The organism is Kitasatospora sp. NPDC087271, from assembly GCF_044744605.1.
GTDB lineage: Bacteria > Actinomycetota > Actinomycetes > Streptomycetales > Streptomycetaceae > Kitasatospora.
Map to the genome: position 1 here is coordinate 173,660 of NZ_JBIUYQ010000014.1, position 20,160 is coordinate 193,819.

A 20,160-nucleotide genomic window follows, 5' to 3' on the forward strand; every position below is an offset into this window, starting at 1 on the left:
GGCCGGGCCGGGTGCCGTCCGGGCCTCAGGAGGTCAGCGCCTCCGGGCCTGCGGGGCGGTTCAGGCGGCGGTGCGACCGTGGCGGCCACGGCGGCGCAGGACGAAGACCGCGGCGCCACCGGCCAGGACCAGGCCACCGGCGACGGCGGCGAGGATCGGGGTCGAGTCACTGGCACCGGTCTGGGCCAGGCCACCGGTGCCCGGGGCGGAGCTGGTCGCGGCCGGGCTCGGGTGCGCGCCGGCGGCGGTGCTGGCACCGGCCGACGGGGTGCCGGCCTGGCTCGGGGTGCCACTCGGGGTGCCGGTCGGGGCGGTGCTCGGGGCGGTGCTCGGGGCGGTGCTCGGGGTGCCGGTCGCGGCCGGGGTCGACGGGCCGGAGGTCGGCGGGGTCACACCGGTCTTGCAGTCCAGGACGCCCTTGAACTCCTTGGCGAAGCCGTTCGGGCCGGTGACGTTGATGTCGTAGGCGGCCTTCTCGGCGACCGGGACGAGCACGTTCTCGGTCTTGCCCGGCTGGACGGTCAGCTGCTTGCCCGGCTTGACCGTGACGGTGGCGGCCTCGTCACCGCCGTTGGTGACGGTGACGCGCACGCCGTTGTTCTCGCACTCGACCTGGGCGGTGCTGTCGACCAGCGCGCCCGCGCCCTGCTTCCAGGTGGCCTTGGCGCCGGCGGAGACGCTGAGCTTGCTGGAACCGGCCAGGATCATGCTCTGGCTGTGCCGCTTCGGGTCGTAGCCCTCGCTGAGGAAGACCCGGCCGCTGGGCACGACGGTGTCGGCGGCGGCGGCGAGGGCGACCGAGCCGTCCGGGGTGCCGGCCGGCACGTCCAGGAACAGCTGGGTGTCCTTGATCGGACCGGTCAGGGTGGCGCCGACCGGCTTGCCGTCCTTGTCCACCACCTTGACCTTGTCGGCGGCGTCACCGGTGACGGTGAGCTTCACCTCGGCCGCGCTGGACTTGAGGGTGAAGGGGCCGAGCTTGTTGCCGGACTTGCCGGAGACGGAGTCCGGGTTGAGGGTCAACGAGGGGTTGGGCTCGGCGGCGATGCCCTTGTTGGCGTCGCTGAGCAGGTAGTCGCGCAGCTTCTTGGCCTTGGCGTTGCGCGGGGTGGCGTTCTTGTTGTCCGAGAACTTCCAGATCGCGGCCTGGGTGCCCGCGGCGGCGTCCTCGGCGGTCAGGCCGTCGACGCCGACGGTCTTGCCGAGCGCCGTCAGGTCCTTGACCTGCGGGTAGGAGTTCTCCAGGATCCAGCGGATCTTGGAGGCCGCCTCGACCTTGTTCTTGCCGCCGAGGGAGCTCGACTTCCAGTCCGACTCCTGGTACTTCGCGGCGCTGTCCAGGTAGACCGGGTTGTCGAAGTCGATGCAGTAGGTCTGGATCTCGCCGTTGGACGTCTTGAGGGTGAACAGACCGCCGTCGACGGTCCCCTTGCCCTCGACGTCGATCTTCTCGCCCAACATCGTGTTCTGGAGGACGGCCTTGACGCCCGCACCCGGGGTGTCCGCCGCGGCCGCCGCACCGGCCGCGAACAGGCCCCCGCCCAACACCAGGCTGGTCGTGAGCATGACAGTGGTTATGCGGGGGAGACTCCGCGCCTGCCTCTGGAACATCTGGGATCCCTCCGGGCCGGGCCGCACCGATGGACAGCCCGCCGACTTGCCGTGCCGCGCGCGCCCCCTGTGGCGCTGCTGCGGGTATGAACCAGACGAATCCTATTGAGCCCCGCAGGCCCCGAAACCCCCATGCGAAATCAGGACGATTCCGTATCTGGATCGTTATCAACCCCCTCAGTTTCGACACAAGCTGACGAGCAGCCAGAATCTCCTCGCGACTTTTCGTTATCCGGGCGAGATTGCGCGTGCGGGAGCAACAACAGTCTCGATCAACATATTTGTCGACAGTTAAGGTCATCGACCCGTCAGATCAGCGCAGCCTGCTCGCCACCTCCCCGATCCCCCTCGGCCACCCGACCCCGCTCCCCCACCTCCGCCTCCGACGCCCCACCCGACACCGGCCGCACCGGCGGCGGGAGCTCCGGCGGGCGCGGCGCCGAGGCCACCGCCGAGGCCTTCCGCGCCTCCAGCGCGTCGGCGATCCACCCCGGCACCACCCCTCCGCCGGCCTGCGCCCCGGCCGGCCCGGCAGCGCCCGGCGGCTGCCCGCGCACCCCCGCCGCCCAACGGAACGCCGAGGTACCACGGGTGAGGTCGTGTCCGACCGATCGGGCGTCGATCTCGGCCCCGGTGCGCTTCACCTCGCCGTCGACCCACTCCCGCAGCCGCAGCCGACCGCTCACCAGCACCGGATCCCCCTTGGCGAGCGAACCGATCAGGTTGACCGCGAGCCCCCGCCAGGCCGTCACCGTCAGCCACTGCGTCTCGCCGTCCGCCCAGCACTCGCGCTGCCGGTCGTACCGGCGCTCGGTGCAGCCGAGCCGGAACTTGGCCATCGGCACCCCGCTGCCCGTTTCGCCGTAGGTCACCTCCGTCGCGACAATGCCGACGATCGTCACCTGCATCTCGTTCACAGCGCACTCTCCGTTCTCGCCGATGCACCGTACGGAATCGACCGGCGCGCGTTGAGAGTGTGCTTCGCGGGAAATCCCCGCCAGGAAGTTCTGAAATCCTGTGGACAACTCGATGCCCCGGAAAACCGACGTCACTCGCAGGGGTGAATTTCGGCCTTTCGGCACCCCTTCGCGCCCATCTCATCGCGGCCATGACAACAAACCGACTGCTCGTCGCCCCCAACCGACACGCCCCGGAACAGCGCCGGCCGACCGTCCGCGCACGTCATCCGACCGGAGGAAGCCGAATACGGCCCCCCACCCGCACCGGTGACGACACATTCTCCGTGCCGAATCCATAACGGGTGGGGCGGCAGCCCCGTAACGACTGCACAACGTCCGGCTCGGAACACTCCCAGACCGCTGCACTCACGGCGTTCACCTGCGATTATCGGACCGCTCCACCGAACCGACACACCAACGGCGGTGTCGTCACACTCGGCCGAGGAACTGGGCACCCTTATCCTGTCCCCGACAGGGCGAGGGCCCACCGACCCCCACCCCCACCCTCACGGTACGGGGCCGGACACGCGCGCCCCCAGCGCTCGTCGCCCGACCCGGCCACGGTCACGCCCGCCCGGGCGCAGCCCGTCCCGCCCCCATAGCTCAGCGGATAGAGCACCCGCCTTCTAAGCGGTAGGTCGCAGGTTCGAATCCTGCTGGGGGCACCACCTCGCCATTCCCGCAGGCCGCCAGGCCGGCGGCCGCATTGCCCGGCCGCCACGGGCTCCCGGAAATCCCGTCCGCCCGCCGCCCGATTCCCCGTACCCACCGCACCTAACCCGTGACTATCCGTGTCATGGCCACTGCGATAACCGGCCGATCCGGATGACCGCCACTGCGGACCGGATGCGGGAGAAGACCCGGACAACCGAAATTCCGGGCGAATCACGCCCCGGGGACGATCCGCCCCACCGACCCGGCCGGGAACAGCTCGGTCGTGAACCCGGCAGTCCGCCCGGCCCGTGATCGCGAACCCGGCCGACCGCTCAGCCGGCGGTGGCGAGTCAGCCGGCGGTGGCGAGCCCGGCCAGGTAGGCGTCCAGCAGAGCGGTCTGCCGCTCGGGCGGGAACTCCGCCGGGGCGAACAGCACCTGCACCACCAGGCCGAGCACGAAGGCCTGCGCGCCGGTCGCGAGCGCGGCGGCGTCGGCCCCGGCCGGGAGCTCCCCGAGCCGCTGGGCGTCCGCGACGTGCACCGCGAGGGCCTCGCGCGAGCGGGCGTAGCGACCCGCGTGCGCGGCCGCGAGCGCGGGGTCCGACAGGGCGACGTCCCAGGAGCCGACCCAGATCCGGTTGCCGGCCACCGCCGCCCCGTCCAGCGGCAGGACGTCGAGCAGCGCGGCCCGCAGCCGGGCCAGTCCGGGAGGTGGCGGCGGGGTGCCGTCGGCGGGGGCGGTGCGCCGGGGCCGGGAGCCGGAGCGCCGGTCGAGCTCGTCCAGCGCGTGGCTCAGCAGGGCCCGCTTGTTGGGGAAGTAGTGCGTCAACAGACCGGTGGAGGCGCCCAGTTCGGTGGCCACGGCACGCAGGGTCAGCCCCTCGAAGCCGCGGCTGGAGAGCACCCGCCACACGCCCTCGGACACTTCCAGGCGGCGGGCGTCATGGTCTCCACGGGCCGGTGTCATGGGGGTCATCGTACATACCAAACGTTTGTTATGTATGGTTCCCAGCACACCGCGCATCCCGTGAACCGTGCATCCCGTGAAAGGCCAGCCCATGTTTGCCGTACCGCTCGCCGAGAACGCCGAACTGCGCCCGCTGGAGCCGTGGCAGGCGGCCGAGTTCCTGGCCCACATCGACCGCGCCCGCGCCCACACCGACCCGTGGATCCCCTGGGCCACCCGCTCCACCGACCTCGACTCCGCCCGCGCCACCCTCCAGCGCTACGCCGACCAGCAGGCCGCCGACAGCGGCCGGATCTACGGCGTCTGGCGGGACGGCACGCTGGTCGGCGGCGTGATGTTCGTGAGCTTCAACGCCCAGAGCGGCGTCTGCGAGATCGGCGCCTGGACCGAGCCCGCCGGCGAGGGCGGCGGACTGATCACCGCCGGCGTCCGGCGGCTGCTCGACTACGCCTTCACCACCCGCGGCCTGCACCGCGCCGAGTGGTGGTGCTCCGCCGGCAACGCCCGCAGCCGGGCCGTCGCCGAGCGGGTCGGCATGACCCTGGACGGCACCCTGCGCGAGTGGTACCCGCACAACGGGGTCCGCCACGACAAGCAGATCTGGTCGATCCTGGCCCCGGAGTGGACGCCCGGGGCCTGACCGGACGCGGCGGGGCCCGGTGGACACCCCCGTGTCCCACCGGACCCCGCCGCTCCCCGGTCCGTCACCCCCGGGCCCCTGCCCCTCAGGCCCCTCAGACCGCTCAGACCCTCAGGCCGCCAGCACCGGCGGCTCCGCCGCCACCACCGTCCTGGGCACCCGCAGCGCGAGCAGCAGGACCAGCACCAGCAGACCGCCGGCCGACAGGAACACCACGTCGACCGCGTCCGTGAAGCTGCGCAGCGCGTGCTCGCGGGCCGCGCCGCCGAGCGTCCGGACGGCGCCGAGCGGCAGGCCGGGCTCGCCGTCCGCGAAGGCCCGGGCCAGCACGGTGCCGAAGAGCGCCGCGCCGAGCGCGCTGCCGAGGGTCTGGAAGAAGCGGATCCCGGTGGTCGCGACACCGAGCTGGTGCCGGGGGACGGACTCCTGCACCACCGTGATCAGCTGGCCGATCAGCTGGCCCATCCCGAAGCCCAGCAGGACGAGTTCGCCGCAGACCGCCCACAACCCGGTGGTCGGACCGCTGAGCCCGAGCAGGAGCAGGGCGATCGCCGCACAGCCCGCGCCGGCCACCAGGAAGGTGCGCTCCGCGTGGCCGCGGGCGGTGAGCCGGCCGGCCAGCAGGCCGGCCGCCGTCATCCCGCCCGCCATCGGGATCAGGTAGAGGCTGGCCGAGGTGGGGTCGATGCCGCGGGCGATCTGCAGGTAGAGCATCACGTAGACGATCGAGCCGGTCATGCCCATCCCGACCAGGCCCTGGATCGCGAAGCCGAGGCGCACCACGCTGATCCGGAACAGCGACAGCGGCAGCACCGGCTCGGCGGCGGTGGCCTGGCGCCACACGAAGAGGCCGAGCGCGGCCAGGGTGGCGGCGACGAGCCCGAGGATCACCGGGGAGGTCCAGGCGTAGTCCTTGCCGCCCCACTCGGTGACCAGCAGCAGCCCGGTCGCGAAGGCGGCGGCGAGGGACGCGCCGAGGAAGTCCAGGCTGCGGCGGCCGGCCGCCGGCGGCAGCTTGATCACCAGGGCGGTGCCGACCAGGACGAGCACGCCGAGCGGCAGGTTGATGTAGAAGATCCAGCGCCAGCTGAGGTGGTCGGTGAACAGCGCCCCGATCAGCGGGCCGACCGCCATGCCGATGCCCGCGACGACCCCGCCCATCGCGCCGCCCTTGCCGCTGCCGCGCTCGGCCGGGTCCTTGAGGTGGGCGATGACCACCATGGTGACGCTCATCAGCCCGCCGCCGCCGATGCCCTGGACGGCCCGGAAGGCGATCAGCTGGCCCATCGACTGCGCGAACCCGCAGAGCGCCGAGCCGACCAGGAAGGTGCCGACCGCGCCGAGCAGCACGCGCTTGGCGCCGTACAGGTCGCAGAGCTTGCCGTAGAGCGGCAGCAGCGCGGTCGCGGCGAGAGCGAACGAGCTGATCAGCCAGGGCAGTCGGTCCACGCCGTGGACGGGGTCGAGCTCCCGGACGATCGGCACGGTGGCCGCGGACACGATGTTCATGTCGAGCACGGCCAGCACGATCGTGACCAGGCAGAGCAGCATGCCCAGGTTGCGCTGGGCCGGTGTCATCAGGGCAGCGGGTGCCATCGGTAAGTCCCCCCAGGGTCGGTGGAGTTCGGGCCGGGCCGGTGCGGCCGGCGGCACGTCCCCACCATGGCAGTTTTTTTATACCTGGTCAATTCTTAAGCTTGGCTCAATCTTCATCCTGGTCGATCTTTGATCCTGGTACAGTCGAACCATGGTGACGCACACCGGCTTCAGCCCCGACGACGACCGCGACCTCGACGCCCTTCCGCTGCGCGAGCGCAAGAAGATCCAGACCGGCATCCGGATCTGGCGCACCGCCATCGGGCTGTTCGCCGAGCGGGACTTCGACCAGGTCTCGGTGGCCGAGATCGCGGCCGCCGCCGAGGTGTCCAAGATGACCGTCTTCAACTACTTCCCCACCAAGGAAGACCTGGTCATGGCCCCCATGGAGCAGCACCTCGACGAGCCGGCCCGGGTGGTCCGCGAACGCGCCCCCGGCGCCTCGGCGGTGGCGGCGCTGCGCGAGCAGTACCTCGCCGCGCTGGAGCAGCACGACCCGGCCACCGGGTTGAGCGACGAACCGCTCGTGCTCGACGTGGTCCGGCTGATCCACCGCACACCGGCCCTGGCGATGCGCGCCACCGCCGGCTTCGGCCGGCACGCGCAGGGCCTGCTGACCACCGAACTCCTCGCCCAGGACCCGGCCCACGACGAGCTCACCGCACAGATCGCCGCCGCCCAACTGCTCGCCGCCCGACTGGCCCTGACCACCGAGAACCAGCGCCGGATGCTGACCGGCGAACGCGCCGCGGCCGCCCTGCCCGCCGCCCTCGACCGGGCCGCGCGCGCCTTCGCCCTGGTCGAGGGCGGCCTCGGAGACTACTGCGCCGTCGCCTCCTGAGAGAGTGGGCGCACCACGACCGCCCGGAGGTGCGCATGGACCAGCCGCTGCTCACGCGGGACCGCTCCGCCCTGCCAGCCCACGCCGAGGGCCTGCACGCGTACGTCGGCGAGGACGGCGTCGCCGTCCTGGAGTTCGCCCGACCGCACCGGCGCAACGCGGTGACCCTGGAGATCTGGCAGGCGCTGCCGAAGGTGCTGCTGCGCCTCGCCGAGCGGCCGGGGGTGCGCGCCCTGCTGGTCACCGGCGCCGGCGGCACCTTCAGCGCGGGCGCGGACATCGCCGAACTCGCCGAGGTGTACGGCGATCCGGAGCGCGCGGACGCCTACCACGCGGTCAACGTCGCCGCCGAGGAGGCGCTGGCGGCCTTCCCGCATCCGACCGTCGCCGTGGTGCAGGGCGCCTGCGTGGGCGGCGGCTGCCAGCTGGCCGTCGCGTGCGACCTGCGGTTCGTCGCCGAGGACGCCCGGCTGGGGATCACCCCGGCCAAGCTCGGCGTGGTCTACCCGGCGGTGCCGACCGTACGGCTGGCCCGGCTGGTCGGCCCGGCCCGCGCCAAGTACCTGCTGTTCTCCGGCGAGTTGGTGACGGGCCGCGACGCGCTGCCGCTGGGCCTGGCGGAGCGCGTCCTGCCGGGCGCCGAACTGGACGCCGCGGCACTGGAGTTCGCCCGTCTGCTGACCCGGCGCTCGGCCCAGACCATCGGCGCGGTGAAGGCCGCGCTGGCCGTCCCGGCGGAGCGGGCGGCACAGGCGCTGGCGCCCTGGGAGCGCCGTTCCCGGGAGACCTCGGACGTGTCCGAGGGGCTGGCCGCTTTCCTGGAGGGCCGCCCGGCGCGGTTCTGACCGGGGCCGGGCGCCGGGTCCGGACGTCGGCTCCGACCGGGACCGGACGTCGACTCCGACCGGGACCGGGCCCCGGGTCCGGGCACCGGCCGCGAGGACGGGCTCGCGTACGATCATCCGATCGGTGCCGGGCCGTCCCGACACCCCCGCCCTGACGCCCCCGTCACGCCGACCCGTCACGCCGATCCCTCGCACCGCCCCTTCACGCCGACCCCTTTGCGCACCCGGAGCACACACCCCGATGACCACCGAGGCCACGACCGCCCCCACCAGCCGGACGATCTGGGCCCGCCGGGTCACCGACGGCGTCGAGCCGAAGAACGTCATCATCGCGATGCTCCCGCTGATGGGCGTCATCCGCTACGGCTGGACGGGCCTCGGCTGGGCGGCCTTCGCGGCCCTGTTCGCGGCCGTCATCCCGACCATGTTCATCCAGCGCGGCATCCGCAAGGGCACCCTGGAGGACCGCCACGTCGGCCATCGGCAGCGCCGGCTGACCGTCATCCCGTTCATCATGGGCTCGGTCGCGACCAGCTTCGCCGTGATGCTCTGGCTGGACGCCCCGGCCGACCTGACCGCGATGGTGCTGGCGATGTTCGCCTCGCTGGTCCCGATCCTGGTGATCACCGTCTGGTGGAAGGTCTCCGTGCACACCGCCGTCGCCGCCGGCGCGGTGGTCTGCCTCGGGATCGCGCTCGGCCCGCTGTGGCTGCTGCTCGCCCCGCTGGTCGCGGCGATCGGCTGGTCCCGGGTGGTGCTGCGGGACCACACCACCGCGCAGACCATCGTCGGCGCGGCGGTGGGCGCGCTCACCGCCGGACTCGCCTTCTGGGCGGCCCGGTAGCCCGACGGGCTCAGCAGGCTCGACGGACCCAGCGGGCTCAGCGGATCGGCATCCCCGAGATCGCCCGCGCGATCACCAGCCGCTGGATCTCGCTGGTCCCCTCGAAGATCGAGTAGATCGCGCTGTCCCGGTGCATCCGCTCCACCGGGTACTCCCGGGTGAAGCCGTTGCCGCCGAGGATCTGCATCGCCTGCGCGGTGACCCACTTGGCCGTCTCGCCCGCGTACAGCTTGGACATCGAGCCCTCGGCCGCGGTGAACGGCTGGTTGTTGGCCGCCATCCAGGAGGCCCGCCACACCAGCAGGCGGGAGGCGTCGATCCGGGTCTTCATGTCGGCGAGCTGGAAGGCCACGCCCTGGTTGTCGATGATCGGGCGGCCGAACTGCTCGCGGGTCCTCGCGTAGTCCAGCGCCACCTCGTACGCGGCCCGGGCGATGCCGATCGCCTGCGCGCCGACGGCCGGCCGGGAGGCCTCGAAGGTGGCCATCGCCGCGTTGCCCCTGCCCCCCGGGCGCTTGACCCCCTCGCGGGCCCGGGCCAGCCGCTCGTCCAGCTTCTCCTTGCCGCCGAGCAGGCAGCTGCCGGGCACCCGGACGTCGTCCAGCACCACCTCGGCGGTGTGCGAGGCGCGGATGCCGTGCTTCTTGAACTTCTGGCCCTGGCTCAGTCCGGGGGTGCCCGGCGGGACGACGAAGGAGGCCTGGCCCTTCGCCCCCAGCTCCGGGTCGACGGTGGCGACGACGACGTGGACGGCGGCGATGCCGCCGTTGGTGGCCCAGGTCTTGGTGCCGTTGAGCACCCACTCGTCCTTGGCCCCGTCGTACACCGCCCGGGTGCGCAGCGCGGAGACGTCGGAGCCGGCGTCGGGCTCGGAGGAGCAGAACGCGGCCACCTTGAGGTCGTCCGGGGTGCCGAACATCTGCGGGGTCCAGGTGCCGATCTGCTCGTCGGTGCCGTTGGCGAGCACCGCGACGGCGGCCAGCGTGGTGCCGACGATGGACAGCCCGATGCCCGCGTCGCCCCAGAACAGCTCCTCCATGGCGATCGGGATGCCGACGCCGGAGGGGTCGAAGTACTGCTGGGCGTAGAAGTCCAGCGAGTAGATGCCCAGCTTGGCGGCCTCCTGGATGATCGGCCAGGGGGTCTCCTCGCGCTCGTCCCACTCGGCCGCGGCGGGGCGGACGACGTCGGCGGCGAAGCCGTGCAGCCAGTCGCGTACGGCGAGCTGGTCCGCGCCCGGGTCCAGCGAGAACGTGCTGCTCATGGTGCTTGCCTCCGAAGAAGGGGTACGGCCGACCAGGGGGGTTACCTCGGGTAACATCGTCGGAGTCTGCTACTGATTGGTAACTGGTGTCAACGCCCGGTCAGACCCCGACCCCGAGGAGCAGCACATGTCCCGAGAGCCCCGCCGCGAGCAGCTGCTCAACGCCGCCGACCGGGTCATCCAGCGGGACGGCCCGACCGCCAGCATGAACGCCATCGCCGCCGAGGCCGGCATCACCAAACCGATCCTCTACCGCCACTTCGGCGACCGGAACGGCCTGATCACAGCCCTCACCGAGCGCCACACCGGCGGCCTGCTGGCCGCCGTCCGGGCCGCCCTCGCCGCACCGCTGGAGCGCCGCGACCGGGTCGAACACGTCCTGGACACCTACCTGGCCGGGATCGAGGCCCGCCCGCAGGTCTACCGGCTGCTCACCCACCCCGAACCGGGCGACCCGAGCGGCGCCGGCACCGCGCTCGCCCCCGCGCTGCGCCAGATCGCCGCGGAGATCACCCGGGCCGTGCAGAGCCAGGTCGACCTCGGCGCGGACCGCGAGCTGCTCGCCGAGGCCTGGGGCCGGGGCATCACCGGCATGGTGCTGGCGGCCGGCGACTGGTGGCTGGAGACCAGACCCTGCTCGCGCACCCGCATGGTGCAGGCGCTCGCCGACCTGCTCTGGGGCCGCCTGGCCGCCGCCGCGGACCTGCCCACCCCCGCCACCCCGGCCCCGACCCCGGCCCCGACCCCGGACGCCGACTGAACTCCCCTTCCGCGCAAGGCCCTTGTGCGACACGCGGCACCGCGGGCATCATCGGGCCCCCACCCCCGCGCCGTACGAGGTCCCGATGCACCTGCGCCGCACCGCCGCCACCCTGCTGCTCGCCGCCACCACGACCCTCACCGCGGCCCCCGCCACCCCCGCCGCCGCGCACACCGGCCCGCCCGCGCGGTTCCCCACCGCGACGGCCACCGGCCCCGACGGCCGCACCGCCTTCACCGACGCCCAGGGCCGCCGCCTCCAACTGCGCGGCTTCAACCTCGACAAGTACGCCGAGACCACCGAGGCCGACCTCAAGTCCCTGGCCGCACAGGGCTTCACCCTGATCCGGGTGGCGGTCTCCTGGAACAGGCTGGAGCCCGTCCGCGGCCGCCTCGACCCGGCCGAACTGCACCGGCTGCGCCAACTCCTCGGCTGGGCCGACCGGTACGGCCTGCTCGCCCTGGTCGACCTGCACCAGGACGTCTACGGGCCGGCGTTCGGCGGCGGCGACCGCGGCATCCCGCCCTGGGCCACCCGGGACGACGGCCTGCCGTTCACCCCCGACCCGAACGACTGGTTCGCCGGCTACTTCCAGCCCGCCGTCCAGGCCGCCTTCCGCCACCTCTACGACGACCCCGACCTGCGCGCCTGGCAGGCCGACTTCTACACCCGGCTCGCCCTCGAACTGCGCGGCCACCGCTCGCTGCTGGGCTACGACCTGTTCAACGAGCCGTTCGGCCCGGTGGACGGCGACCCGAGCGACCCGGCCGTGCTCGCCGCCGCCTCCGCCGCCCTCGAACAGGGCCGGCTCGCCGACATGTACCGCCGCCTGATCGCCGCCGTGCGCCGGGTCGACCATCGCGCCTGGCTGCTCGTCGAACCCACCGTCCTGGTCGGCCAGGGCGTGCCCACCCGGCTGCCCGGCTTCGACGACCCGCGCCCCGGCCCGCCCCGGCTCGGCTACGCACCGCACTTCTACGACACCGCGGTCGAGAACGGCGCCGACTGGGACCCGGCCGACGGCTTCGTCGAGCGCTACACCGCCGCCGTCACCGCCTACCCCGCCGCCCACCGCCTGCCCGTCCTGGTCGGCGAATGGGGCCCGCCCGACTCCCGCAGGCCGGGCAACACCCTGCTGGTCCGCCGGCAGGTCGCCGCGATGGACGGCTTCGCCGAGGGCTGGACCATGTGGTACTGGTGCCGCGGCACCGGCGGCTACTGCGCGCTCGACCCGGCCGGGCGCCCCGCCCCCGGCGACGAGCCCGCCTTCGGTCCGTACCCGGCGGCCGTCGCCGGGACGGACGTGCGCACCGACGCCGCCACCGTCCGCTGGAGCGCCGACGGCACCCGGCACGGCAGCGAACTCGTCCTGCCCCCGGCGGCGTTCCCGCACGGCGCCGAGGTGACCGTCACCCCCGCCGCCGCCCGCGTCGACGTCGAGCAGCCGGCCGGCGGGCGGGCCGGCACCGTCCGGATCCGCCTCCCGCACGCCCGCCCGGGCACCCCGGTGACGGTCACGGTCACACCGCGCTGACCGCCGCCGGGGCCGCCCGGGAGGCGGCTAGAGCAGGCCCCGCCGCGCCAGCAGCGGACCGGTCTCCGGCGCCCGGCCGACCACCGCGCGGAAGGACTCCAGCGGGTCCCGGCCGTAGCCGCGCGCCAGCAGCTCGCGCCGGAACAGCTCGCCGCTCTCCCGCACCGCGCGCCCGTTGCCCTCGAACCACTGCACGGTGTCGGCGTCCAGCACCTCCGACCAGATGTACGCGTAGTACCCGGCGCTGTAGCCGCTGGCGAAGACGTGCTGGAAGTACGCCGTCCGGTAGCGCGGCGGGATCGCCGGCACCGCGATCCCGGCCTCCGCCAGCGCCCGTGCCTCGAACTCCTCGGCGTCCGCGATCTCCCGGCCCTGCGGCACGGTGTGCCAGGCCCAGTCCAGCAGCGTCGCCGCGAGGTACTCCACCGTCCGGAAGCCCTCCCCGAAGCCCTCGGCCGCCACCATCCGCTCGACCAGATCGGCCGGCAGCGGCTCCCCGGTCACGTGGTGGCGCGCGTAGTTGGCCAGCACCTCCGGCCGGACCATCCACATCTCGTTGACCTGCGAGGGGAACTCGACGAAGTCCCGGGGCACCGAGGTGCCCGCGAACAGCGGGTACCGCACGTCCGAGAACAGCCCGTGCAGCGCGTGCCCGAACTCGTGGAAGAGCGTGCGCACCTCGTCCCAGGCCAGCAGCACCGGCTCGCCCGGCGCCGGGCGGGCGATGTTCAGGTTGTTGAGCACCACCGGCCGCCGACCGGTCAGCCCCGACTGGCTCACCAGCTCGTCCATCCAGGCACCGCCGCGCTTGGACGCCCGGGCGTGGAAGTCGCCGATGAACAGGCCCAGCGAACCGCCGTCCTCCTCGAACACCTCGAAGACCCGCGCGTCCGGGTGGTGGGCCGTCAGGTCGGGCCGCTCGGTGAAGGTCAGCCCGTACGCCAGCCCCGCCGCGAAGAACACGCCGTCCCGGAGCACCCGCTCCAGCTCGAAGTACGGGCGCAGCACCGCCGCGTCCACCTGGTAGGAGCTCTGCCGGACCTTCTCCGAGTAGTACGCCCAGTCGTGCGCGGCGATCTCCTCGATCCCGTCCGCCGCCGCCAGCTTGGCCAGCTCGGCGGCCTCCCGGCGGGCATTGGCCACCGCCGGACCCACCAGCCGGGCCAGCAGCCCGGACACCGCCTCCACCGTGCCCGCGGTCTCGTCCTCCACCACGTACGCGGCGTGGCTCGGGTGCCCCAGCAGCGCGGCCCGCTCGGCGCGCAGCCCGGCCATCCTGATCGCCAGCGGGCCGTTGGCCGCCAGGCCCCGGTCGAGCGAGGCCGCCAGCAGCCGCTCGCGCACCGACCGGTCGGTCAGCCGGGCCAGTTCGGGCTGGCCGGAGGTGCTCTTCAGGGACAGCGCGAACCGGCCCTCGTACCCGAGCACCCGGGCGTTCTCCGCAGCGGCGGCGACCTCGTCCGCGGACAGCCCGTCCAGTTCCTCGGCCGCGTCCACGACCAGCGCGGCGGCCTTGGTGGCGGCGTTCACGTTCTGCTGGAACGTCGTGCCGAGCGCGGCGAGTTCGGCGTTCAGCTCGCGCAGCCGGGCTTGCTCGGCCTCGCCCAGCCGGGCGCCGGAGCGGACGAAACGGGTGTGCCGGGTCTCCAGCAGCCGCAGCGACTCCGGGTCCAGACCCAGCTCGGCGCGGCGCCCGTACAGCTCCTCGATCCGCGCGAACAGGGCGCGGTCCAGGTGGATCGCGTCGTGGTGCGCGGCCAGCAGCGGGCTCACCGCGGTCTCCACCTCGTCGACCAGCTCGCTGGTGTCCGAGGCCGACTGGTTGCGGAACACCGCGTCCACCCGGCGCAGCAGCTCCCCGGAACGCTCCAGGGCGACCAGGGTGTTGTCCGGCGTCGGCGGCCGCGGATCCGCGGTGATCGCCGCGATCTCGGCCAGCTGCTCCGCCATCCCGCGCTCGTACGCGGGCAGGAAGTGCTCCGGCCGGATCTCGGCGAAGGGCGGCAGTTCGTAGACCAGGGGGCTGGGCTTGAAGAACGGGTTCTCGGTCATTTCGCCGACCCTACGCCGTGTCACCCACCCTGCCTATGCGCCCCCGCCCCCGTTGTCGTACCCACCCGTTAACGTCGAGCCCGGACACCCGAACGACCGCACACCCGTGCCCGTACCCGCACGCCGGAACAGCGCGCCGGAGAGGAGACGCCCCCGTGGCACCCAGGACGGCCCTCGCCCCCGACCCGCACGGCCCCGGCGGCCGGCTCCAGCCGCTCGACGACGCCGGCACCCCGCTCGGCCCGCCCGAGAAGGTCCCCGACTTCGCCGCCGCCGTCGCCGCCCGGGAGGCCGCCGGAAGCGGTGCGCCGGGGCCCCGCTGGGTGTGGGCCGCCACCGACAGCGCCTACGCGCCGCTGCTGCCCCGGCTGCCCGACCGGCTCGCCCGCTGCCACGACCTGCGCCTGGTCGAGGCCCTGCTGCTGGCGCACGAGGGCCGGTTCGGCGCGCCGCGCTCGCTCGGCGCCGCCTGGTCCCGGCTGCGCGGCCTGCCCGTCCCGGACGACCTGCCCGAGCCCGGCTCCGCCGAGGCCGACGACGGGCAGGACACCCTGTTCGCGCCCGACCGGCTGCAACTGCCGCCCGGCGCGGACCCGCTGACCGCCGTCGTCGCCGTCCACGCCGAGCAGCAGCGCCGGATCGCCGCGATCGCCGACCCGGCCGCCCGGCACCGGTTCCGGCTGCTGGTCGCCGCCGAGTCCGCCGGCGCGCTGGTCGCCGCCGAGATGGCGCACGACGGGCTGCCCTGGCGCGCCGACGTCCACGACCAGCTGCTCACCGAACTCCTCGGCCCCCGCCCGACCGTCCCCGGCGCCCAGCCGAGACTGCTCGCCGACCTCGCCGCCGAACTCCAACAGGCCCTCGGCGGGCGCCCGTTCAACCCCGACTCGCACACCCAGGTGCTGCGCGCCTTCGCCGAGAACGGCATCCAGCTCGGCTCCACCCGCTCCTGGGAGCTCAAGGGCGTCACCCACCCGGCCGCCGCGCTGCTGATCCGTTACAAGGAGCTGTCCCGCATCCATGCCGCGCACGGCTGGGCCTGGCAGGACGCCTGGGCCCGCGGCGGCCGGTTCCGGCCCGAGTACGTGGTCGGCGGCGTGGTCTCCGGGCGCTGGGCCAGCCGCGGCGGCGGCGCGCTGCAGATCCCGCGCATCCTGCGCCGCGCCGTCGTCGCCGACCCGGGCTGGCTGCTGGTCGTCGCCGACGCCGCCCAACTGGAGCCCCGGGTGCTCGCCGCCCTCTCCCAGGACGCCGGGCTGGCCCGCACCGCCGCCGGCGGCGACCTGTACGAGGCGCTGGCCGCCAACGCCTTCCAGGGCGACCGCGACAAGGCCAAGCTCGGCCTGCTCGGCGCCATGTACGGGCAGACCAGCGGCGACATCGGCCCGCTGCTGAACACCCTGCGCCACCGCTACCCCGCCGCGATGGGCTACGTCGAGGCCGCCGCCCGCACCGGCGAGGACGGCGGGGTGGTCGCCTCCCGGCTGGGCCGGGTCTGCCCGCCCGCCTCCGCCGAGTTCCTCGACCTCACCGAGTCCCCCGACACGGCCGGCGAGGCCGGCGGCCGGCAGGCCCGCGCCCGCGGCCGCTTCACCCGCAACTTCGTCATCCAGGCCAGCGCCGCCGACTGGGCGCTCGCCCTGCTCGCCGCCCTGCGCCGCCGACTGGGCGAGCTTCCGGTGGCCGGCCCGGCGGAGCGCCCGCACCTGGTGTTCTTCCAGCACGACGAGGTGATCGTGCACACCCCGGCCAACCTCGCCGACGAGGTGGCCGCCGCGGTCGCCGAGGCGGCCGACGAGGCCCGCCGCCTGGTGTTCGGCGACACCCCGGTCCGCTTCCCGCTCACCACGGCGGTGGTGGACTGCTACGCCGACGCCAAGTAGCCGCCCCGGCGTCACGGCCGCGGCATCACCGCTGCGGCCTTCACGACCGCGGCCACACCACGACGACCTCACCACGACCGCCTCGCCACGACCGCCTCACCACAACGGCTTCACCACGACGGCCTCACAGCTGCGGCCTCACAGCTTCCGGAACGAGCGGGCCTCCTCGGCCGCCGCGACCACCTCCGCCAGCGCCGCCCCGGTCGAGGCGGTGACGGCGGCCGCCACCGCGCCCTCCACGAACGGCGCGTCCACCAGCCGCACGCCCGGGCGCGGCTCGTCCTCCAGCACCGTGACGGCGGTGAGCACCGAGCTGCCGAGGTCCGGCAGCACGACCACGCCCGCCCCGCCGTCCGCCTCGGCGACGGCCCGCGCGATCAGGTCGTAGCTGGTGCCGAGCCCGCCGTCCTCCGTCCCCGCCGCGCACACCACCCGCACGCCGCCCGAGGCGAGTTCGGAGAGCAGCTCGCGCAGCCCGGCGGCCAGTCGGGCGCTGTGCGAGACCAGGACGATACCCACGTGTTCGCTCATGCGACCGACCCTACGACCGACCCCGCGGCCGACGCCGCTACTCCGGGAGAGTGACTCGAATCCCGCGTGTCGCACCCCGTGCCCGCCGCCCCCGTCTGGCGTAGCGTCGGGGCAGCAGCGTCCACGGCCGACGACCCGCACAAGGGAGCGAAGAGCGTTGAAGAAGCTGATCAACACCCCGGAGAGCGTCCTGGAGGACGCGTTGGCCGGAGTGGCCGCCGCCCACCCCGAGCTGACGGTGGACATCCCCAACCGGGTGATCACCCGGGCCACCCGCCCGGCCGGGCCCAAGGTCGCGGTGATCTCCGGCGGCGGCTCCGGCCACGAACCGCTGCACGGCGGCTTCGTCGGCCCCGGCATGCTGGACGCCGCCTGTCCCGGCGAGGTCTTCACCTCCCCGGTACCGGACCAGATGCTGGCCGCCGCCAAGGCCGTGGAGAGCGGCGCCGGCGTCGTCTTCATCGTGAAGAACTACACCGGCGACGTGATGAACTTCGAGCTCGCCGCCGAACTCGCCGCCGAGGAGGGCCTGGCGGTCCGCACCGTCCTGATCGATGACGACGTCGCGGTCGAGGACTCCACCTGGACGGCCGGCCGCCGCGGCACCGGGGCGACCGTCCTGGTCGAGAAGGCCACCGGGGCGCTGGCCGAACGCGGCGCCCCGCTCGACGAGGTGGCCGCCCTGGGCGAGCGGGTCAACGCCGCCTCCCGCTCCTTCGCCATCGCACTCACCGCGGCCACCACCCCGGCCGCCGGCAAGCCCGGCTTCGACCTGCCCGAGGACGAGATCGAGGTTGGCGTCGGCATCCACGGCGAGCCCGGCCGCCGCCGCGAGAAGCTGCGCCCGGCCCGCGCGCTGGCCGCCGAGGTGGTCGACACCGTCCTCGCCGACCACCACCTGGCCCCGGGTGACGAGGTGATCGCCCTGCTCAACGGCCTCGGCGCGACCCCCCTGCTGGAGCTGTACATCGCCTACGGCGAGGTCGCCGCCCGGCTCGCCGAGCGCGGCATCACGGTGGCCCGCAGCCTGGTCGGCAACTACGTCACCAGCCTGGACATGGCGGGCTTCTCGCTCACCCTCACCAAGGTCGACCCGCAGCTGCTGGAGCTGTGGGACGCGCCCGTCGACACCCCCGCCCTCAAGCGGGCCTGAGCCGGGAGACGTCATGGAATTCGACACCCCCCTCGCCGAGGCCTGGGTCCGCGCGATCGCCGCGGCCGTCGAGAAGGAGCAGGACCGGCTCACCGAGCTGGACTCGGCGATCGGCGACGGCGACCACGGCAGCAACCTCCGGCGCGGCTTCTCCGCCGCCCTGGCAGCCCTCGACGGCCTCCAGCCGGCCGGCCCGGGCGCCGTGCTCACCAAGGTGGGCAGCACGCTGATCTCCAAGGTCGGCGGCGCCTCCGGCCCGCTCTACGGCAAGGCCTTCCGCGCCATCGGCGCCGCCCTGCCCGATCCCGCCCCGCCCGGCTCCGCCGACCCCGTCGGCCCGGCCGCCGTCGCCGAGGCACTGGCGGCCGGCCTGGACGCCGTCCGCGCCCTCGGCAAGGCCGTGCCCGGGGACAAGACCATCGTCGACGCCTACACCCCGGCCGTCGCCGCCTTCCGCGCCGCGGCCGGCGCCGGGGCCGCCCTCCCCGAGGCGGCGTCGGCGGCCGCCGACGCCGCCGACCAGGGCGCCCGCGACACCGTCCCCCTCCAGGCCCGCAAGGGCCGCGCCTCCTACCTCGGCGAGCGCAGCATCGGCCACCAGGACCCGGGCGCCACCTCCACCGCCCTGCTCTTCCGCGCCCTCGCCGACGTCACCGCGTCCTGAGAGACCCTCTACTCCTCGCGCGGGCGCCCGCGCGAGGAGAGAGTCCTCCGGCCCTCAGCCATCCGGCCGTCAGCCGTCCGTCCTGGCGATCAGCAGCAGCAGGGCGTCGTCCCGCAGTTCCCCGCCCGTGTGCGCGAGCAGGTCCGCGTACACCCGCCCCACCGCCGCCTCCAGATCCCCTTCCGACCGCGTGGCGCCCCGCACCAGCGGCCCGACCCGCTCCGCCAGCGGGTAGAACTCCCCGCTCTTGCGGTGCCGCGCCTCGACCACCCCGTCCGTGCAGAGCACCAGGACGTCCTCCGCCCCGAACGGCTGGTCCCAGCTGGCCGGTTCGCCGGCCGCCAGCCGTCCGAGGCCGAGCGGCACCCAGGGGTCGGGGGCGTCCAGCACGTGCGCCCGCCCGTCGCCGTCGACGCGGATCGGCGGAACGTGCCCGTACTGCAGCAGTTCCATCACCCCGGGCGTGCGGAACTCCGCGAACAGCGCGGTGGTGAACTCCCCGTCCGGGACGTGCCGCTCGACGCTGGCCTCGATCCGCGCCGCGACGCCCCGCAGCCCGGCCTCGTCGTACGCGGCCTCCCGGAACGCGCCCAGCACCACGGCCGCGGTCTGCACGGCGGAGAGCCCCTTGCCCCGGACGTCCCCGACCGCGACCCGGGTGCCGTGCGGCGTCTCCAGCACCGAGTACAGGTCCCCGCCGATCCGTGAGGCGTCGGCCGCCGACACGTACCGGACGGCCAGCCGCAGCGGCCCGACGGCCGGCCCGGGCAGCTGCAGCAGGGCCCGCTGGGCGGCCTCGGCGACGGAGCTGACGGCCGCGAAGGCCGCCGCGCGCCGCATCCGGATCTTGGCGACCCAGGCGGAGAAGACCGTCAGCACGGCGTAGCTGACCATCGCACCGTAAAGGAAGCGTGCGTCGTTGATGTTGTCGACCTGGTCGTAGTGGCTGAGCCCGAAGACCGCGAGCAGACCGAGCGCGCAGACGGCGAGCAGTTCGCCCGGTCTGAGGGTGAGCGCGGCGGCGGCCGGGACGACGGTCATCAGCGGTGCCAGGTAGCGGTCCTTGCCGGAGAGGAGGTCAGCGAGTGCGACCAGGAGCACGGCGAGCAGCGCCGGGCTGGCGCGCCGCCAGAACGGCACGTCCTGGAGGTCGGCGGCCAGCAGGGCGCCGCGCCGCCGGTCCGGCGGCAGCCCGGCGGCGCTGGGGGCCGAGGGGGACTGGGCACGGCGGGTCGGGAACACATACCGAACATAAGGGACGTTCGCGGCGCCCACCCGCCCGCCTACCGCGTGTCCGTCCACCGCGTCCGCCGACCCGCCGCACGAGCGCCCCGATCGCCCCCAAATGCCCTATTTGTCAT

Annotated in this window: 17 protein-coding genes and 1 tRNA gene; 10 read left to right on the forward strand and 8 right to left on the reverse strand. The window is 74.1% G+C overall.

Translation table 11 applies throughout. The annotated features are described in order from the left end of the window. Window positions 1-60 precede the first annotated feature (60 nt). The gene (locus tag ACIO9K_RS23625) at window positions 61-1,566 is read right to left on the reverse strand and encodes a Cys-Gln thioester bond-forming surface protein (protein ID WP_400332735.1); all 1,506 of its coding nucleotides are present in this window, start codon (window positions 1,564-1,566) and stop codon (window positions 61-63) included. Window positions 1,567-1,919: 353 nt separating this feature from the next. Next, window positions 1,920-2,519, reverse strand: a complete 600-nt coding sequence (locus tag ACIO9K_RS23630) for a single-stranded DNA-binding protein (protein ID WP_400332768.1) — start codon at window positions 2,517-2,519, stop codon at window positions 1,920-1,922. Window positions 2,520-3,162: 643 nt separating this feature from the next. On the opposite strand from ACIO9K_RS23630, the gene ACIO9K_RS23635 reads away from it, so the two are divergent. Continuing rightward, window positions 3,163-3,238 (forward strand) — tRNA-Arg (locus ACIO9K_RS23635). Window positions 3,239-3,574: 336 nt separating this feature from the next. Here ACIO9K_RS23635 and ACIO9K_RS23640 read toward each other — a convergent pair. Continuing rightward, window positions 3,575-4,192 (reverse strand): TetR/AcrR family transcriptional regulator, encoded by a 618-nt coding sequence (locus ACIO9K_RS23640; RefSeq protein ID WP_363618820.1) that lies wholly within the window; start codon window positions 4,190-4,192, stop codon window positions 3,575-3,577. 91 nt (window positions 4,193-4,283) lie between these two features. On the opposite strand from ACIO9K_RS23640, the gene ACIO9K_RS23645 reads away from it, so the two are divergent. Further along, the gene (locus ACIO9K_RS23645) at window positions 4,284-4,832 is read left to right on the forward strand and encodes a GNAT family protein (RefSeq protein ID WP_363618821.1); all 549 of its coding nucleotides are present in this window, start codon (window positions 4,284-4,286) and stop codon (window positions 4,830-4,832) included. Between the two features lie 111 nt (window positions 4,833-4,943). Here ACIO9K_RS23645 and ACIO9K_RS23650 read toward each other — a convergent pair whose 3' ends face one another. Further along, complete coding sequence (locus ACIO9K_RS23650; protein ID WP_400332740.1) at window positions 4,944-6,428, reverse strand: MFS transporter; 1,485 nt, start codon at window positions 6,426-6,428, stop codon at window positions 4,944-4,946. Window positions 6,429-6,579: 151 nt separating this feature from the next. Between ACIO9K_RS23650 and ACIO9K_RS23655 the strand changes: the two genes are divergently transcribed. From ACIO9K_RS23655 to ACIO9K_RS23665, 3 genes are all read left to right on the forward strand, one after another. Beyond that, window positions 6,580-7,269 carry a TetR/AcrR family transcriptional regulator gene (locus ACIO9K_RS23655; RefSeq protein WP_400332743.1) on the forward strand — a complete coding sequence of 230 codons (690 nt, stop codon included), beginning with the start codon at window positions 6,580-6,582 and terminating at the stop codon, window positions 7,267-7,269. A gap of 35 nt (window positions 7,270-7,304) precedes the next feature. Beyond that, on the forward strand, window positions 7,305-8,114 hold the full coding sequence (locus tag ACIO9K_RS23660; RefSeq protein WP_400332746.1) for an enoyl-CoA hydratase/isomerase family protein: 810 nt from the start codon (window positions 7,305-7,307) through the stop codon (window positions 8,112-8,114). 241 nt (window positions 8,115-8,355) lie between these two features. Next, the gene (locus ACIO9K_RS23665) at window positions 8,356-8,958 is read left to right on the forward strand and encodes a hypothetical protein (protein ID WP_063349403.1); all 603 of its coding nucleotides are present in this window, start codon (window positions 8,356-8,358) and stop codon (window positions 8,956-8,958) included. Window positions 8,959-8,995: 37 nt separating this feature from the next. Here the strand turns inward: ACIO9K_RS23665 and ACIO9K_RS23670 are convergent, their stop codons facing one another. Then, the gene (locus ACIO9K_RS23670) at window positions 8,996-10,222 is read right to left on the reverse strand and encodes an acyl-CoA dehydrogenase family protein (RefSeq protein ID WP_363588595.1); all 1,227 of its coding nucleotides are present in this window, start codon (window positions 10,220-10,222) and stop codon (window positions 8,996-8,998) included. Between the two features lie 127 nt (window positions 10,223-10,349). Between ACIO9K_RS23670 and ACIO9K_RS23675 the strand changes: the two genes are divergently transcribed. Further along, window positions 10,350-10,982, forward strand: a complete 633-nt coding sequence (locus ACIO9K_RS23675) for a TetR/AcrR family transcriptional regulator (RefSeq protein WP_363618826.1) — start codon at window positions 10,350-10,352, stop codon at window positions 10,980-10,982. 85 nt (window positions 10,983-11,067) lie between these two features. Beyond that, a complete protein-coding gene (locus tag ACIO9K_RS23680; protein WP_400332751.1) occupies window positions 11,068-12,516 on the forward strand; it encodes a cellulase family glycosylhydrolase in 1,449 nt (482 codons plus the stop codon). 27 nt (window positions 12,517-12,543) lie between these two features. Here the strand turns inward: ACIO9K_RS23680 and ACIO9K_RS23685 are convergent, their stop codons facing one another. Continuing rightward, on the reverse strand, window positions 12,544-14,568 hold the full coding sequence (locus ACIO9K_RS23685) for a M3 family metallopeptidase (RefSeq protein WP_363618828.1): 2,025 nt from the start codon (window positions 14,566-14,568) through the stop codon (window positions 12,544-12,546). A 35-nt stretch (window positions 14,569-14,603) separates the two neighbouring features. On the opposite strand from ACIO9K_RS23685, the gene ACIO9K_RS23690 reads away from it, so the two are divergent. Continuing rightward, window positions 14,604-16,451 (forward strand): bifunctional 3'-5' exonuclease/DNA polymerase, encoded by a 1,848-nt coding sequence (locus ACIO9K_RS23690; RefSeq protein WP_400332770.1) that lies wholly within the window; start codon window positions 14,604-14,606, stop codon window positions 16,449-16,451. A gap of 138 nt (window positions 16,452-16,589) precedes the next feature. Here the strand turns inward: ACIO9K_RS23690 and dhaM are convergent, their stop codons facing one another. Beyond that, on the reverse strand, window positions 16,590-16,982 hold the full coding sequence (gene dhaM, locus ACIO9K_RS23695; protein WP_363618830.1) for a dihydroxyacetone kinase phosphoryl donor subunit DhaM: 393 nt from the start codon (window positions 16,980-16,982) through the stop codon (window positions 16,590-16,592). A gap of 157 nt (window positions 16,983-17,139) precedes the next feature. Between dhaM and dhaK the strand changes: the two genes are divergently transcribed. Together dhaK and dhaL are read left to right on the forward strand one after the other, a co-directional pair. Further along, entirely contained in the window at window positions 17,140-18,135 is a 996-nt protein-coding gene (gene dhaK / locus ACIO9K_RS23700; protein WP_363588584.1) for a dihydroxyacetone kinase subunit DhaK, read from the forward strand. Window positions 18,136-18,148: 13 nt separating this feature from the next. Next, window positions 18,149-18,799, forward strand: a complete 651-nt coding sequence (gene dhaL, locus ACIO9K_RS23705) for a dihydroxyacetone kinase subunit DhaL (protein WP_363588582.1) — start codon at window positions 18,149-18,151, stop codon at window positions 18,797-18,799. Between the two features lie 69 nt (window positions 18,800-18,868). On the opposite strand, the gene ACIO9K_RS23710 is transcribed toward dhaL, so the two are convergent. Next, the gene (locus tag ACIO9K_RS23710; protein ID WP_363618831.1) at window positions 18,869-20,041 is read right to left on the reverse strand and encodes a PP2C family protein-serine/threonine phosphatase; all 1,173 of its coding nucleotides are present in this window, start codon (window positions 20,039-20,041) and stop codon (window positions 18,869-18,871) included. Window positions 20,042-20,160 lie beyond the last annotated feature (119 nt).

What these genes read in the sequence shown, in the direction of transcription:
- ACIO9K_RS23625 (WP_400332735.1), bottom strand. Translation starts at nt 1,566, where the DNA reads ATGCTCACGACCAGCCTGGTGTTGGGCGGGGGCCTGTTCGCGGCCGGT.
- ACIO9K_RS23630 (WP_400332768.1), bottom strand. Translation starts at nt 2,519, where the DNA reads ATGCAGGTGACGATCGTCGGCATTGTCGCGACGGAGGTGACCTACGGC.
- ACIO9K_RS23640 (WP_363618820.1), bottom strand. Translation starts at nt 4,192, where the DNA reads ATGACACCGGCCCGTGGAGACCATGACGCCCGCCGCCTGGAAGTGTCC.
- ACIO9K_RS23645 (WP_363618821.1), top strand. Translation starts at nt 4,284, where the DNA reads ATGTTTGCCGTACCGCTCGCCGAGAACGCCGAACTGCGCCCGCTGGAG.
- ACIO9K_RS23650 (WP_400332740.1), bottom strand. Translation starts at nt 6,428, where the DNA reads ATGGCACCCGCTGCCCTGATGACACCGGCCCAGCGCAACCTGGGCATG.
- ACIO9K_RS23655 (WP_400332743.1), top strand. Translation starts at nt 6,580, where the DNA reads ATGGTGACGCACACCGGCTTCAGCCCCGACGACGACCGCGACCTCGAC.
- ACIO9K_RS23660 (WP_400332746.1), top strand. Translation starts at nt 7,305, where the DNA reads ATGGACCAGCCGCTGCTCACGCGGGACCGCTCCGCCCTGCCAGCCCAC.
- ACIO9K_RS23665 (WP_063349403.1), top strand. Translation starts at nt 8,356, where the DNA reads ATGACCACCGAGGCCACGACCGCCCCCACCAGCCGGACGATCTGGGCC.
- ACIO9K_RS23670 (WP_363588595.1), bottom strand. Translation starts at nt 10,222, where the DNA reads ATGAGCAGCACGTTCTCGCTGGACCCGGGCGCGGACCAGCTCGCCGTA.
- ACIO9K_RS23675 (WP_363618826.1), top strand. Translation starts at nt 10,350, where the DNA reads ATGTCCCGAGAGCCCCGCCGCGAGCAGCTGCTCAACGCCGCCGACCGG.
- ACIO9K_RS23680 (WP_400332751.1), top strand. Translation starts at nt 11,068, where the DNA reads ATGCACCTGCGCCGCACCGCCGCCACCCTGCTGCTCGCCGCCACCACG.
- ACIO9K_RS23685 (WP_363618828.1), bottom strand. Translation starts at nt 14,568, where the DNA reads ATGACCGAGAACCCGTTCTTCAAGCCCAGCCCCCTGGTCTACGAACTG.
- ACIO9K_RS23690 (WP_400332770.1), top strand. Translation starts at nt 14,604, where the DNA reads ATGCGCCCCCGCCCCCGTTGTCGTACCCACCCGTTAACGTCGAGCCCG.
- dhaM (WP_363618830.1), bottom strand. Translation starts at nt 16,982, where the DNA reads ATGAGCGAACACGTGGGTATCGTCCTGGTCTCGCACAGCGCCCGACTG.
- dhaL (WP_363588582.1), top strand. Translation starts at nt 18,149, where the DNA reads ATGGAATTCGACACCCCCCTCGCCGAGGCCTGGGTCCGCGCGATCGCC.